Source organism: Candidatus Manganitrophus morganii (genome assembly GCA_021651055.1).
GTDB lineage: Bacteria > Nitrospirota > Nitrospiria > SBBL01 > Manganitrophaceae > Manganitrophus > Manganitrophus morganii.
In genome coordinates, this window is sequence record JAJHOH010000001.1 from 307,127 (window position 1) to 322,589 (window position 15,463).

Consider the following 15,463-nt stretch of genomic DNA (forward strand, 5'->3'; position numbering starts at 1 on the left):
TTTAGAAGGGCCATATCCAATCGAGAATCCGGATCAGCCACCCCGGCCGTTGTTTATCGTTGATGACGCCACGGCCGGTGTATTCGATTTTTGCGTCGGCGATAAAGGTCGACAGAATCGTGTTCCTCGGACCGATATCCTCGGGACGGATCACCCCGGCGAGAGAGATCAATTCTTTTTCGCTGTTGATGAGGACCTCCCGCTTCCCTTCGATCACCATATTCCCGTTCGGGAAAACGGCTGTCACCACGGCGGTGATATCGGCGGTTAAGGCTCCGCTGCGGCTGGTTGATCCCGAACCGTCAAAATCATCCGAAAAGGTGGCATCCGCCTGGAGTTTTTGAGTGGTATTCGTCGGAATCCCCAAAAAAGCGCTCGTGCTGGCGCCGATCGTTGAAGAGCGGCCCGACGTGGTCTGGGCATCCTTCGATCCTCTGGCATTCTCGACAATCCGCACCGTGACGATATCGCCGACATGGCTTGCCTTTGTATCTTGGAAGAAAAAGGTCCGCGATTGATCGGCGGTCCAGAGAGAGCCCTCCGGCTGATGGAGTTCCGTGGGTTGAAGGTAGGCGGGGGGAAGGCTTTCTTCCGGCTTCATTTCCCTCGGAACCGCCGCACAGCCGGCAAAAAAAGCGAAAACCACGAGAAGCAACCGGACGGCCATTTTCCGACTTAAAATTTCTCTATCTGTCATTTCCCATTTCCCCTTTATCTCGGAAGGGTGATTTTCACCGTCGCGGCGTCGATCACCTCTCCGTAGACCGTCTTCTGGGAATCGAGGTTGACCACCGCCATCTGTCTTCCGAGAAAACCCTCTTCCTTGGCCCGGCCCATCGTAGCGATCCGCAATCCGCCCGATTCAACGATCATCGTCACCCGATCTCCCGAACGAATCACCGGCGCCGTCTCGACCATCTCGACGGAGATCGGCAGGCCAGCGCCGACGGAGCGGATCACCCTCTTTCCGATCAGCGCGTCGGGATCGAAGAGATAAGATTCCCCCGCGCGGGTCACTGCGACCGACCGGATCTCGACATCGTCCGGTCCGATCACTTGAGCGCGGCGGAGGGGCCGAATGGAAACGACGATCGATCGGATCATTTCGACATTCGCGGTGACCCACTGATGTGCGGCCGGTTTCCCGTTCGGTCTCGAAGAAATGAGGAAGACCACCCGGCCAAGCAATCCGCCGCGCGACCCTTCCTTGACCTCCAATCCGTCCTCCATGACAAATGAACCGTCCGGTGGACGGAGAAGGCGAACCCGTATATCGCTTTCATTTGAGGTAAGACGTTCCGCCACATAGGCGCGTATGGCGGTGCTGATCTTCTCTGCCGGGCCGGGAACGGTTTCCTGTTGAACGGCTGCTCCATTTTCCAAACCATCCGCCGCCTCAACCGCGCCGACACCCGTGAAGATCACCATGATCAAAAACAGGATTCTAAAAAAACCGCTCATCTTCCTTTACCTTTTGCTTACCCTTTGCTTACCGTTTGAGGTTATTGACCATCGACAACATTTCATCGGTCGTCTGGATCGCTTTGGAGTTCAATTCATAGGCGCGCTGCGCGACGATCATGTTCACCATTTCCTCGGCGATGTTGACGTTCGAACCTTCAAGGGAGCCTTGTTGGACGGTTCCGAATCCTTCCTGTCCCGGCGCGCCGGTCACCGCTTCTCCGGAGGCGTCTGTCGCCTGATAGAGGTTTTTTCCCATGCTGTGAAGACCGGCCGGATTGGTGAACCGCGCCAGTTCAAGCGTTCCGACCAGCTGCGGCGCCGCCCCGTTCGCCACAACGGCGGAAATCACCCCGGTGGGAAGGATGGTCACCGTTTGCGCGCCGGACGGGATCGTGACATTCGGAAGAAGCGGATAACCTTCGGCGGTCACGATGCTCCCTTCGCTGTCGAGGCTCAACGATCCGGCGCGCGAGTAGCCGGTGGAGCCGTCCGGAAGGGTCACCTGGAAAAAGCCGTCCCCCTCGATGGCGAGATCGAACGGATTCTGCGTCAGCTGAAAGTCGCCCTGTGCAAACGTCCGGTGGACCGAGACCGGAATCACCCCCGATCCGAGTTGAATCCCGACCGGCAGCGTTCCCGTTGCGGTGGTGGTGCCTGCCGATTTCAGGGTCTGATACATCAGGTCTTGGAATTCTCCCCGGCTCTTCTTGAAGCCGACGGTCGAAACATTGGCCAAGTTATTGGCAATGACCTCGACCGAAAGCTGCTGGGATCCCAAGCCGGTACTGGCGATGGATAACGCACGCATCATAGCTCACTCTCCTCCCGATTTACTCATCTTATAGACGCCCGACTTCATTGGCCGCCTTGGAGGCGACCTCATCGGCGGTTTGAATCGCTTTTTGGGCCGACTCATACAGGCGCATGACCGTAATCATCGCGACCATCTCTTCCACCGGATTGACATTCGCTCCTTCCAGGGCCCCCTGGCTCACCCTTCCTTCCGGAAAAGGAACCGCCCCTCCGCCGACCGATTCAAAAAGGGTATTGCCGACCTTCTTCAATCGAGACGGATCGGAAAACCGGTAGAGCGCCAAGGCATCGACCTCGGTCGGCTGCGCGCCGACTTCGGTCCCCTTCACCGAGAGGCGTCCCTCGGCGTCGATCTGGATCGACCCCGGTGGGAGGGTGATCGGCCCGCCGGTTCCCAAAAGCGGGAATCCGTCGTGCGTGGTGATCTGTCCCTGTGCATCAAGGGTGAAGCTCCCCCCGCGGGTATAACGAACCCCCCCCGGGGTCTGCACCGAAAAGAAACCTTCTCCTTCAATCGCAATATCGAGCGGCTCTCCCGTCATTCGGATCGGACCGGAGGAGAAATCGGTGAAAACGTGGTGAAGGATCTCGAAAGTCGGGCTGGGGGTGATCGATCCGCTCGGCCCTGCATTCGGTCCGGGCGGCAGCCCGATTCCCTCGAAGAGAGGATGATCTTTCTTGAATCCCGCGGTGTTGACGTTCGCCAGATTATTCGTGATAACCTCCAGACGCTTTTCTTGAGCCAAGGCTCCCGAGAGGACCGGATAGATTGCATCCATTGTTTTTCGACTCCGAATGAAAAAGAAGACCGCTCCGCTATTCCTGAGTGGAATCATAAGCAAGGGATGTGCCAGGACGAGAAATCGCGCTGAGAGGGATTCATTTGCCGGGAAAAAGTCGAATCGGCGCTTTTTGCCGATCGGGGTAGGCAGAAGTTTCCTTTCTGGAGGGATGACGGAATTGAAATTCAGAATTGTGCAGATGGGTTTGCAAGGAGCTTGACAGGTCTGTGTCAAAAAGATGACATCGCCGAAACAAGCGGCGTTTTAAAAACCGGCGCTGAGCTGATTCATCCAGGAGATCGCTCCCCGTTGAGCGCTCATCAAGTCGCTGAGTCTCAGCCCGGACTGTTTGAGCAAGCGATCCACCCCTTTGAAATCGGCCGCTTCCTGGCGCTCACTCAGGGAAAGAAGGAGGCCGAGGGATCCTTCATGCGCCAGCAGCGCCTGCCGCACATCGTCCGACAGATTGAGTTGCTCGACCACTTCCTTCATCGGCGTTCCAAGCAATACGTCGATCAACGAGAGGAGTCCCGTCATAAAGGCCAGATCGGAATACCCCATCCCCCGGTAAAGATCGGGCCGCGATTGGACGAGAAGCTCCATGATCCGGCCGCGCAGCGTTGCCGTTTGCATAAGCGGATTATGGATCCCCCCTTTGCCTCCTTGCGTAAAGAGAAGGAGCTGGACCCAACGTTTGAGCTGTTGCCTCCCCAGCATGGTAATGGCGTGGGAGATGGCGGTGATTTTTTGCCGCGTTCCGATCGCCACCGAATTGACCAGACGGAGCAGATTGTAGCTGAGGGCGGGGTTTCCCTTGAAAATCTGTTCGATCTCGTTTGTATCCGCGTCCTTCATCACCTTTTCATTCAGCTTCATCAGCGACACCATGGCGGGGTCGGCCCGCTTCTGAGATAAAATGGAAGGGCGGGCGAAATAATATCCCTGGAAAAGTTCAAATCCCATCGGACGGCACCGTTGAAAATCCTCTTGCCGTTCGACTTTTTCAGCCAACAGCCGGATCGATCGCTTTTTGAACGGTTGAATCCCCGCCCATAATTTTTCTCCCGTCATCTCGGCGATATTGATTTTGACCACGTCGATGACCTCAAGCAGCGGGAGATGCGACCCATCGTCGCGGAAATGTTGAAGGGCAAAACTGAATCCTTTCTTTTTAAGCGCCTGCATCCTCTGGACCACCCGCGGTTCGATCTTTGGCGTCCCAAAAACCTCAAGAACCATTTTTTCTTTCGGAAGAAGCTCAATTGCATCGCTGAGGAGGATCTCTTCATTGACGCCGACAAACCCCTTTCCTCCACCCAAGAGCGTCTCAATCCCGAATTGGGTCAGCGCACCGGCGATCACACTCGCCGATGTCTGCAAGACGTTGTCTGCCTGAGACAGGTGACTCTCCGAGTGAAAAAGGAGTTCGTAAGCGACGATCTCCTCATCTTTATTCAGAATTGGATTCCGTCCCAAGAAAATCGCTTCTTCACGCATAAAACACTTCGATCGTTGAAATCACGGAAAGCGAATACCGGTGTGGGTTATCGGTTTAATCTGATTACGGATTCTTCATGTCGGCGCCCGATCCATCCGGACCTCTGGGCGGGGGAAAAGGGTTAAATTCCGGATCGGCTTTTTCCTCCGGCGGATTTAAAAGAACGATCTCGACGCGGCGATTCTTTGCGCGTCCTTCTAACGTATCGTTGACGGCGATCGGCCGGAACTCGGCATACCCGGCGATCGAAAATCGATCGGGAGTCATCCCGTGTTCTGTTGTAAAGTAGCGGACAATCTGTGTCGCCCGGGTCGCGGAGAGCTCCCAATTCGAGGGATAAAACGGCGTTTTGATCGGAATATTGTCGGTGTGTCCTTCCACCAGGATCGCGTTCGGAGCGTCGATAATCAATCCGGCGATATGATCGAGCGTTTCCCTGAATTCGGGCAGAAGCTCCGATTGACCGGTTTCAAACGCGAGACTCTCACTGATTCGGATGACCACGCCCCGGCTGTCCCGAATCACTTTCATCCCCCCCGGATTCTCCTCCGTATTGATATTGGCCGTCAGCTTCTTGTAAAGCTGCAAGCCGATGTCGAACATTTCGGAGCCGGAGGCCTTCGAGCTGAGTCGAATATTCGAGGCGGAGTGCGCGATGATCGGGTGAAAGGCCGAATTGAGCGAGTCGGCGACCGCCCGGAATTTTCCTTCCCGCACGGAAGAGGTCGAATACATCACCACGAAAAAAGCGAAGAGCAATGTGATGAAATCGGCATAGGAGACCAACCATCGTTCCATGTTTTCATGCTCTTCATGTTTTTTCTTTTTCATTTCGGCTATCCCTTCTTTATTTTTTTCTTTTCCCCTTCGGTCAGAAATCCTTCCAGCTTCTCCTGGATCAGCCGGGGGTTCTCTCCGGCCGCGATCGACATCAACCCCTCGATAATCAGCTGACGCGTGATCCCTTCCATCTGTCCCCGCATCTTCAACTTCGAGGCAAGGGGCAGGAAGATCAGGTTGGCGGCAAGGACGCCGTACACCGTGGCGACGAAGGCGGTGGCGATCCCGCTCCCCAGCTTGCTCGGATCGGCCAGATTCTCCATAACGTGGATCAGCCCCAGAACCGCTCCGATGATCCCGAAGGTGGGACAGTATCCGCCGGCGGCGTCAAAGACCTTGGCCGCCATAACATGATGTTCTTCGCTGAACGATAGGTCGACTTCCAGGATCTCGCGGAGCAGCCTCGGCTCCGTCCCGTCCATTAAAAGCTGAAGTCCCTTTTTAAAGAAGGGATCTTTCACCTCTTTCACCTTCGGCTCCAGCGCAAGAATCCCCTGTTTTCGCACGATGTTCGCGTAATCGACCAGTTGCTTGATATAGCCCGCGGAATGGTCCGGCTGCGATTTGATCGTGCTGATTCCCAGCTTGATCCCTTCCAAGAATTTGGGGAGGGAATATTGGACCATCACCGCCCCGAGGGTTCCCCCCAACACGATGATCGCGGCCGTAAACTGCATGACCGACGAGAGGTGTCCTCCTTCGAGGTGTTGTCCGCCGATCAGCGCGGCCAGCCCGACAACCACCCCCATTATGGTCAAAATATCCATCGCGATCCGTTAAGGGCTTACAGCCCGTATTCCTTCAAAAGGTGATCGACGTCGGTTTGGCCCATTTTATCGGCGCCCGCGAACCGATTCCCCGTTTTCATCAAATTCGCATCCCGGTCGGTCTCTTTCGACGACGTCGGCGGACCGCTCTCCTTCCCCTTCACGTTGAGCGAGCTGTTCAGCCGTCTAATCCGCGACTGCACATTCGTCATATCGGAGGAGATCTTCTTCAGCCACTGGGCGGCGACATCCTGAAAGGAGAGCGCCGTCATCAAATCCATCAGCATTTTCTTTTCGTCCCGAAGGGTCGAACCGATCTCGTCGGCCTGGCGCTTCAGCGTGGGGCGTTGCAGCATCTCCGCCTGTGACTGGGTCTTAAGCGACTCCCACTTGTTCGCGAGCGCGTCATGACTCTCGATCACCTTTTCCACAATTCCCAAAACCCGATGAACCTCTTCTTCGGTAAACCGCGTCACGCCGTGGATCTGATCGGTTCCGTAGGGGATTTGGCTGGAGGCCGTCTCGATATCCGATTCAGCCGCCTGCAATTTCCTTGAAATCGCCTGGAGGTATTTCGCAAGCTTGCCGAGTTCATCGGAGAGCTTTTGATCGGCCTCCTTTTTGAGGTCCCCCTCGATGATCCCGCGCGCGGCCCGGATCAGGCCCCGGATATTATTGTCTTCTAACGAAGATTCATGGAAATCCATCCCGGTCATTCCTTTCATGATCATTACGTATCCGTTGAGCGAGCGAAGCCGCCGCCCGCCATGTCAACGATGGATTCCGTTTTCACGCGTGCTTAAAGACCTTGTCGATTTTTTCTTTCATCGTCTCGGGAGTGAACGGCTTGAGGATATAGCTGTTCACCCCCGATCGGATCGCCTCCAGGATATGATCCATTTCGGCTTCGGTCGTCACCATCAAGACCGGCAGCGCCGATAATTTTGGATCCTGCCGAATGGCCTTGAGAAGATCGAGGCCGCTCATGTTCGGCATGTTCCAATCGCTGACCACCAGATCAAACGGCGTATTGCGGACCATCTCCAAAGCCTTGTCGCCGTCTTCCGCCTCATCGGTGTTCGGATACCCCAACTGCTTGAGGGTATTTTTGATAATTCTTCTCATGGACGACATGTCGTCCACGACCAAGATCTTCATATTTGGATCAGGCATCTCTCGCTCCTCCGCTTGATATTCGTTCCCCTCCCGATTTGTCTTTCCGAAGATTCTCTCCCCTCTCTATCCCTTGGCGTCGTACGGGAGGCGGGGGAGAGGGGATTACGTCGTTTCTTCTATAATAGACTCCGCGATCAACTTCCATCCGAATCAGTCGATCGGTGATGCCAAGGGGTGTTTCTCCTCCCCCCAGAAAGAGGGCGCCGTTCGGGGTCAAAGACGCGGCCATCCCCTCCAGGACCTTCTTTTTCAAGGCGCTGTCGAAATAAATGAGAAGATTCCGACAGAAAATAATATCGAACGGCCCGAACGAAGAAAAATCGGTCAACAGATTAAGCCGTTTGAATTGGATCCAGCGCTTCAGCTCCGGCCGGACCTTCCACTCCGACTCGATTTGATCGAAAAAACGGGTCATGTATTGGGCCGGGAGTCCCCGTTGAATTTCATACTGGGAGTAGACGCCGTTCCGCGCCCGCTCCAGCACCCGCTCGACAAGATCGGTGGCCAAAATCCCGGCATCCCAGCCGGCCAGCATCGGCTCGATGTTGCAGAGGAGCATCGCCAGGGAATAGGGCTCTTGGCCGGTCGCGCACGCCGCGCTCCAGATCCGGATCCGCCGCCGCTTTTGGTTCGCTTTGAGCAGGTCCGGCAGGAGCACATTCCCGACAATATCGAATGGGACCCGATCCCTAAAAAAAGAGGTCTCGTTGGTCGCCATCGCGTCGACGACCTTCTGGAGGAGGGGGCTCTTCGGCTGCTGTTTCAGGTAAAGACAAAGCGCATCGATCGAAGTCAGCCCTGCTTCGCAAACGATCGGCTCCAGCCGGGCTTCAATAAGATAGGTCTTCGAGCTGTCCAAGACCAAACCGCTCTCCTTGTGCAAGAGGGCAATCATGAAATCGACCGACTCTTTTGAGACCATCAGGCCCGCATCCTTTTCATCACGCAATCCTCGATTGCTCCCCTCATCTCATCAAGGGGAAGAACACAATCCGCCAATCCCTCCCGCACCACAAACGACGGCATTCCCCAAACCACGCTGCTCGCCTGGTCCTGCGCAAAAATGATCGCTCCCTTGCTCTTCATCGCCCGGATGCCGTTTAAACCGTCCTGCCCCATCCCGGTCATGATAATCCCGAGCGTCTCCTCCCGGTAGACTTCGGCCACCGACCGGAAGAGGACATCGACCGAAGGGCGACAATAATTGACAGGCGGCTCCTGGTTCATTGCCAGGAAAACCCTTCCCTCTTTCTGACGAACCGCCATGTGATAGTTGCCCGGGGCGATATAGGCCGTTCCCGGCTCCAGGATCATACCATCTACCCCCTCCACGACCTTCACTCCATTCCCCTGCTGGAGCCGCTCCGCCAGCATGCGGGTAAAAACCGGCGGCATATGCTGGACGATGACGATCGGAACCGGAAAGTCTTTCGACAATTCGGGGATCAATTTAGAGAGCGCCGCAGGCCCTCCCGTGGAAACGCCGATGGCGACGATCCCGACGGTTTGAGGCGTCGACCTCAAGACCCGTTCGACAGTAAGCTCCTCGACCTGCTTCGCCCCTTTTTGGAGCGGCTTCGTCCAGGCGGGATGCGGCCGGAACTGCTTGATCTTGGGGATCAGCTCCGCCGCGACTTGTCTGACCGCCTCGCTATACCCGCCCGGATGGGTCGTGGTCGGTTTTGCGACATAGTCGCTCGCTCCCAGCGAGAGGGCTTCAATCGTCTGGACCGCCCCGCGTTGCGTCGCGCTGCTGAACATGATCGTTCTGATCTTCGGGAAATCGACCCGCAGCGCCCGTAAGAGTTCAAATCCATCCGCCTCGGGCATCTCCAGATCGAGAATCAACACCTCCGGACTCCATTGAGCGATCCGCTGCAGGGCGATTTTCCCATTGGAGGCGGTCCCAACGATCGAAATATCCGGATCATGAGACAGGGCCTCCGTCACGGCGCGCCGAACCACGGAGGAATCGTCGATGATCATGACCCGGATCGGCTCAAACATCTCAATCACGCGCAATTCCTAAAATAGACAATTTCTCTTCGAGAATCTCTTGTGTAAACGGCTTCATGATATATTCGTCCGCGCCCCGCTCCATCGCCTGGACGATTTTCCCCATTTCGCATTCCGTGGAAACGATAATAATGCGGGGACGTTTGTTCAGCCTTTTCACTCCGAGCGCGTCGAGCAACTGCATTCCATCCATCTCCGGCATATTCCAATCGAGCAGAATCAGCCCGATATCCGGATGGACGTTCAGCTGCTCCAGCGCCTCCTTGCCGTTGACCGCCTCGGTCACGGAATGCCCCATTTTTTTAATCATCTGCCGTAAGAGACTTCGCATTGCAGCGGAATCATCAACAACGAGCATCTTCATGAATCCTCCTAGGGCGACACCCGGTGCGCCCCCTTCATATTGAGAGAACAGCGAGTAACTCGCCTTATTCGGTTGCGTCTCATCTTTTTAGATCGGGATAAAACCTTTAGGCCATCCCTGAAGTGTAGCAAACAACGAACGCCCGTCAACCCCAAGATTCACCTCCTTAAACAACCTCACCCCTTTCCGGACTAGACCGGCTCGACGTTTTGAGTCATCAATAGCGATTTCCTCTCTTCTTGAATGCGGAATGCCCCTTTCGGATCGCCTGGGCCGATTCTGTCGGCCTCAACGTGGAATTGACTGACCATTGCCATTAATTCGGCGCCCATCTGGGCCAGCCGCTTCGAGGCGGCGAGGATGGCGGCCGCCCCCTCAGCGGTCCCTTTGGCCGCGGAAACGACCCCATCGATGCTCTCGGTGACCTCCCCGGTCCCCCGGGCCGCCTCCATCACCGAGCGGCTGATCTCGTTGGTCGTCGCCGTCTGCTCTTCGATCGCTCCCGCGATCGTGGTGGCGATCTCGTTGATCTGGGTGATGATCCCGGTGATCTCTCCGATCGCGGAGACCGCCTCTTTGGTGTCGGTCTGGATCACGCCGATCTTCTGCCCGATCTCCTCGGTCGCTCTCGCCGTCTTCTTCGCCAGATCTTTGACCTCATTAGCCACCACCGCAAAACCTCTCCCTGCTTCTCCCGCCCGCGCCGCTTCGATCGCCGCGTTCAATGCCAATAAGTTCGTCTGCTCGGCAATCGATGTGATCACTTTGATGACTTTGCCGATCTCCGCGCTGCTCTCCCCGAGCTTGCTGATCGTCTGGTTGGTCTCCCGCGCCACCTGCACCGCTTCTGAGGTGATCCGGGTCGCTTTCACCACGTTTTGGGAGATCTCTTTCAACGTCGCCGTCATTTCTTCCGCCGCGGTGGCAACCGCCTGCACGTTGCGGCTGGTCTGCTCGCTCGCCGAGGAGACCGTGCTCGCCAGCCGCTCCGTCTGCTCGGAGTTCGAGCCCATCTGCTGGCTCGAAGCCGCCAACTCCTCCGAAGAGAGCGCCAGGGAACGGGTCGATTCTTTGACCCGGAAGATGATCCCCGAGAATTTTTCCGAAAAGGTGTTAAACCAACGTCCAAGCTCGCCGATCTCATCGCGGCTTTTAATCTCGATCCGCTCTGTCAGGTCCCCTTGTTGTTCCGCCCGCTTTAACACCTCCATAATTTGATAAAGCGGCCGGCTGATCGATCGGGCCGTCCGAAGGCTCACCAGGACGACAATGACACTGACCCCGCCGAAGAGGAGCAAGGCGAAAAAGGTCATTTCTCGTCGGCTGGAGAGCAACAAATTGAGCGGTTGGAGAAGAACGACTCCCCCTTCCGTCTTCCCCTTTTTCCCCTTTAATGAAACGACCATATAGAGGTATTCCTCTTCACCCACTTTCCCTTCGATCGGCGCCGCGACGGCCTCCTTCATGGCGACGCGGTCGAAATGAGATAACGTCGAAGCGATTTTCCTCCCCTCACCATCCACGAGGGCGGCCTCCAACCCGACCCGATGTTTGATCCCCTCTACGAAGCCCTGATCCAGAAATACCCCTTCCCTCAAGAACCCGATCGGGCGTTCTAGAAACTGAAGCGCTTTATAAACCGAGACTTCGATCCCGTGTTCCATCACATTCCATTCGACCGCATGACCCTCCGCATGAAGCTGCTCCATGACTTCGCCCAGAAGCGAGTCCCCCGTTCGCTCCTCCATCTTCCCGACGAGCGAAGCGGAAGAGGAACCCGACTCAATCGAACCGGCCTGCACGGCCTTCGTTTTTTGAACGATCCAGAATGGAATCCCTTGTTCATTATAAATTCCCAGCAGGTCCGATTCGGAAAATCCGAGAAGCTGCGCCATCTGTGGTCTGATCACCTCCCGGCTGCCGGAGGCGAGCGCCTGGAGCAGCAACGACTGCGCGGCATGCCGTTCGGCTTGATTTACGAGTCGTTTCTCCTCTCTCCGAAGTTCGATCTCGACCCCTTTGCGGTTTGCCGCCAGCCGCTCTCCCATCTCCTGGCGGAGGTTCCTTGTGGAGAAAAAAAGGTTGGCCGCTGTCATGAGGATCATCGGCGCCATCGAGACGATCAAAAACCACGCGAGGAGTTTTTTCCGAAGATCCCATGTTCGGAAGAAATCGAGCATCTCTTTCTCTCCTATGTTGCTCTTTTGCATTTCGTTCTAGGACCCTGTTCTTGGCCTAACCTGTTTCAGTCAGCCGCGCGCCCGCCTTCACCTGAGATCCGGATACCGGTTTTGTCTCTTTCTTTCGCCTTTGCGCATCGTTGATTTGAAACTTGCTGACGAGGACCATCAAATCGGCCCCCATCTCCGACAACTTTTGAGAGGCGACTAAGACATTCTCCGCTCCTTCCGTTGTTCCCTTGGACGCGGAAACCACCCCATCGATGCTCTCGGTGACCTCCCCGGTCCCCCGGGCCGCCTCCATCACCGAGCGGCTGATCTCGTTGGTCGTCGCCGTCTGCTCTTCGATCGCTCCCGCGATCGTGGTGGCGATCTCGTTGATCTGGGTGATGATCCCGGTGATCTCTCCGATCGCGGAGACCGCCTCTTTGGTGTCGGTCTGGATCACGCCGATCTTCTGCCCGATCTCCTCGGTCGCTCTCGCCGTCTTCTTCGCCAGATCTTTGACCTCATTAGCCACCACCGCAAAACCTCTCCCTGCTTCTCCCGCCCGCGCCGCTTCGATCGCCGCGTTCAATGCCAATAAGTTCGTCTGCTCGGCAATCGATGTGATCACTTTGATGACTTTGCCGATCTCCGCGCTGCTCTCCCCGAGCTTGCTGATCGTCTGGTTGGTCTCCCGCGCCACCTGCACCGCTTCTGAGGTGATCCGGGTGGCCATGGTGACATTCCCGGAAATCTCTTTGAGGGTGGCGGTCATCTCCTCGGCGGCGGTGGCGACCGACTGCACGTTGCGGTTGGTCTGCTCGCTCGCCGAAGAGACGGTGCTCGCCAGCCGCTTGGTCTCTTCGGAGTTGGAACTCAACCGCTGGCTTGAAGAAAAGAGATCTTCCGATGTCGAGGCGATCTGTCGAGCGCCGCTTTGGATCTTAAAGACCAACTCTCGAAGATGTTCGGCCATACGGTTGAATGTTCCTGCCAAATGGCCGATCTCATCCCCGCGGGCCACCTCATTTCGTACCGTGAGGTTCCCCGCCGCCACCTCCGCCGCCACTTCCGAGACCTGTTTGAGCGCCCGGGCGATGGCTGCGGCGTTCGTAAGAGAAATGACCGACAAAACCAAAAACCCGACGAGGGAGATGGCGATGATCGTCGCCCTGGAGACGCGGTTCGCCCGATCGGCTTCCCCTTGGGACACCTTCATATCTTCCTCGATCAGACCACTTAAATGCGCCATCTCCACCTCCAATTTCTTGAAGGCATCGATAAATCCCTCGAACCGGGCGACCGCTTCGAGCTCGCCGTCGAGAACCATTCCGGCCACTTCCTCCCCACTATTGATGTAGGCGTTCAGGGCCGGATAAATCTCCTGAAGTTCCTCCTTTACCTTTCCTTGGAGCGGAAGCGCCTCGATTTTCGTCAACTGTTCTCGGAAGAGGGAGGCATGACCGGAGAGTTCTTTCAAGATCTCCTGCTTCTTCACGGCGTTTGCGCCCCCTGCGGCAATCATGGCCGCTTGGACATCTCCCTTTAAAGCATCGTGCATCATGTCGGCGGTCAAATGGTAGCGTAACGCCGTCACGCTGACTCCCATTCGGTTCATCGCCCCGGTCACCCGCGTGATTCCCCAAAAACCGAATCCTCCGATGACAAGCGCCAGAAACAATCCGAGAAAGCCAAGCCCCAACATTTGTTCTTGGATTGTCATTTTGAACTTCATTACAAAACCTTTTTCAATGTTTTATTTGTCACTCTTTAACTTGAAAGGATGCATCCTTCCTTTCTGATCATGATGAAACTGCTTCCACCCGGCGTATCACCGACGAGCGAGGGCGATTCCCCATCCGATCCATTTCCGGATGAGCCTCTTCTCGCTTCATTTGGAATTTGCCGACCAGCGACATGAGGTCGCTGCTCATTTTGGCAAGCCTTTGAGAGGCATCTAAAATGGTGGTTGCCCCCTCAGCGGTCCCTTTGGCCGCGATCACCACCCCATCGATGCTCTCGGTGACCTCCCCGGTCCCCCGGGCCGCCTCCATCACCGAGCGGCTGATCTCGTTGGTCGTCGCCGTCTGCTCTTCGATCGCTCCCGCGATCGTGGTGGCGATCTCGTTGATCTGGGTGATGATCCCGGTGATCTCTCCGATCGCGGAGACCGCCTCTTTGGTGTCGGTCTGGATCACGCCGATCTTCTGCCCGATCTCCTCGGTCGCTCTCGCCGTCTTCTTCGCCAGATCTTTGACCTCATTAGCCACCACCGCAAAACCTCTCCCTGCTTCTCCCGCCCGCGCCGCTTCGATCGCCGCGTTCAATGCCAATAAGTTCGTCTGCTCGGCAATCGATGTGATCACTTTGATGACTTTGCCGATCTCCGCGCTGCTCTCCCCGAGCTTGCTGATCGTCTGGTTGGTCTCCCGCGCCACCTGCACCGCTTCTGAGGTGATCCGGGTCGCTTTCACCACGTTTTGGGAGATCTCTTTCAACGTCGCCGTCATTTCTTCCGCCGCGGTGGCAACCGCCTGCACGTTGCGGCTGGTCTGCTCGCTCGCCGAGGAGACCGTGCTCGCCAGCCGCTCCGTCTGCTCGGAGTTCGAGCCCATCTGCTGGCTCGAAGCCGCCAACTCCTCCGACTGTTTGTTCAGGTCCACCATGCGGCCCAACACCTCTCCCCGAACATTCTCCATGATCTCCTCCAACTCGGCCTGCCTTTCCGCGACCAGCCGCATCTCCTGTTGACCGCGAAAACAGGACATCACGAGGATCACATCTTCAAAAACCACCCAGGCCGCGTGTTCCAGCCAACGCCATTGACTTGCATCGTGCATCCCGAAAACAGACTGAGGAAAAAAAATCCCCCGGATCAGGTGATCGGCCGCAACGATCGCCGTTCCGGAGAGAAGGAGCGACCAGTCCCGATAAAAAGCAATAAAAGCAAGAGAGCCGAAGACATGAAAATGCGTCTCGATTCTCCCCCCGGAGAGATGGATCAGCAACGCCCCCATGAGCATCTGCGATACCGCGATGACATGGCGGGTCAACAGAGCGCCCGGCTTGGTAAAAGCCAAAAAGACTGGAAACCCGGTAAGAATGCCCCCTAAAAAGAGAGCCAGCAGCAACGGATGCTGCCCCTGAAGGGTTTCTTTCGGCCACTGATTGGGAAAAACAAAAACGGCAAACACAAGCCCCACAAACCACTGAAAGATCATCAGCATCCCGAAAAGGCGATCGATCTCTCGATAATTTTTATTCAATTGCTCACAAAAATGGGGCAAGGCCCTTTGCTGAATTTTTTCGACCTGAACCGAAACTTTCTCTTCTGGTGTCATCCCCTTCGCCCCTCACCCTCCAAATGACAACACAACCGATGTCCTTGTCGTCTTCGTAAACAGGATCTTCATTGTTCGTCTGCCGGCTATAGGTGCTCTCTTGCCTTTATCAATGGTTCTCGACCAGTTTCGGGTCCTTCCCCAGGATGGATCCAAAATGAGACCGATCGCCTCGCCCTCTCTCCCCTGTTGGATCCGCCTGGAATTTGCCTCGTCCATGCTTTCATCGATCGACCT

15 protein-coding genes are annotated in these 15,463 nt (G+C 56.2%); all 15 read right to left on the minus strand.

The window, feature by feature from the left end; all coding sequences use genetic code 11:
* Position 1 precedes the first annotated feature (1 nt).
* Positions 2-697, minus strand: a complete 696-nt coding sequence (locus tag MCM46_01380; protein MCG3110449.1) for a flagellar basal body L-ring protein FlgH — start codon at positions 695-697, stop codon at positions 2-4.
* A gap of 14 nt (positions 698-711) precedes the next feature.
* On the minus strand, positions 712-1,461 hold the full coding sequence (gene flgA / locus MCM46_01385; GenBank protein MCG3110450.1) for a flagellar basal body P-ring formation chaperone FlgA: 750 nt from the start codon (positions 1,459-1,461) through the stop codon (positions 712-714).
* Positions 1,462-1,489: 28 nt separating this feature from the next.
* Positions 1,490-2,275, minus strand: a complete 786-nt coding sequence (flgG, locus tag MCM46_01390) for a flagellar basal-body rod protein FlgG (protein ID MCG3110451.1) — start codon at positions 2,273-2,275, stop codon at positions 1,490-1,492.
* A 28-nt stretch (positions 2,276-2,303) separates the two neighbouring features.
* Positions 2,304-3,056, minus strand: coding sequence for a flagellar basal-body rod protein FlgF (gene flgF, locus MCM46_01395; protein ID MCG3110452.1), 753 nt, complete (start codon positions 3,054-3,056; stop codon positions 2,304-2,306).
* A gap of 267 nt (positions 3,057-3,323) precedes the next feature.
* Positions 3,324-4,556 (minus strand): HDOD domain-containing protein, encoded by a 1,233-nt coding sequence (locus MCM46_01400; GenBank protein ID MCG3110453.1) that lies wholly within the window; start codon positions 4,554-4,556, stop codon positions 3,324-3,326.
* Positions 4,557-4,620: 64 nt separating this feature from the next.
* On the minus strand, positions 4,621-5,388 hold the full coding sequence (locus MCM46_01405) for an OmpA family protein (GenBank protein MCG3110454.1): 768 nt from the start codon (positions 5,386-5,388) through the stop codon (positions 4,621-4,623).
* Between the two features lie 5 nt (positions 5,389-5,393).
* Entirely contained in the window at positions 5,394-6,164 is a 771-nt protein-coding gene (locus tag MCM46_01410) for a flagellar motor protein (protein MCG3110455.1), read from the minus strand.
* Between the two features lie 17 nt (positions 6,165-6,181).
* Complete coding sequence (locus MCM46_01415) at positions 6,182-6,895, minus strand: protein phosphatase CheZ (protein ID MCG3110456.1); 714 nt, start codon at positions 6,893-6,895, stop codon at positions 6,182-6,184.
* 58 nt (positions 6,896-6,953) lie between these two features.
* A complete protein-coding gene (locus MCM46_01420; GenBank protein ID MCG3110457.1) occupies positions 6,954-7,337 on the minus strand; it encodes a chemotaxis response regulator CheY in 384 nt (127 codons plus the stop codon).
* Positions 7,330-8,262 (minus strand): protein-glutamate O-methyltransferase CheR, encoded by a 933-nt coding sequence (locus MCM46_01425; protein ID MCG3110458.1) that lies wholly within the window; start codon positions 8,260-8,262, stop codon positions 7,330-7,332. The genes MCM46_01420 and MCM46_01425 overlap by 8 nt, the downstream gene beginning before the upstream one ends.
* Positions 8,262-9,347, minus strand: a complete 1,086-nt coding sequence (locus MCM46_01430) for a chemotaxis response regulator protein-glutamate methylesterase (GenBank protein MCG3110459.1) — start codon at positions 9,345-9,347, stop codon at positions 8,262-8,264. Before MCM46_01430 ends, MCM46_01425 begins: the two co-directional genes overlap by 1 nt.
* Position 9,348: 1 nt before the next feature.
* A complete protein-coding gene (locus MCM46_01435; GenBank protein MCG3110460.1) occupies positions 9,349-9,720 on the minus strand; it encodes a response regulator in 372 nt (123 codons plus the stop codon).
* Between the two features lie 191 nt (positions 9,721-9,911).
* Positions 9,912-11,900: a methyl-accepting chemotaxis protein gene (locus MCM46_01440; GenBank protein ID MCG3110461.1), complete on the minus strand. Its 1,989-nt coding sequence runs from the start codon at positions 11,898-11,900 to the stop codon at positions 9,912-9,914.
* 55 nt (positions 11,901-11,955) lie between these two features.
* Positions 11,956-13,608 carry a methyl-accepting chemotaxis protein gene (locus MCM46_01445; protein ID MCG3110462.1) on the minus strand — a complete coding sequence of 551 codons (1,653 nt, stop codon included), beginning with the start codon at positions 13,606-13,608 and terminating at the stop codon, positions 11,956-11,958.
* 79 nt (positions 13,609-13,687) lie between these two features.
* A complete protein-coding gene (locus tag MCM46_01450) occupies positions 13,688-15,226 on the minus strand; it encodes a methyl-accepting chemotaxis protein (GenBank protein MCG3110463.1) in 1,539 nt (512 codons plus the stop codon).
* Positions 15,227-15,463: the final 237 nt, after the last annotated feature.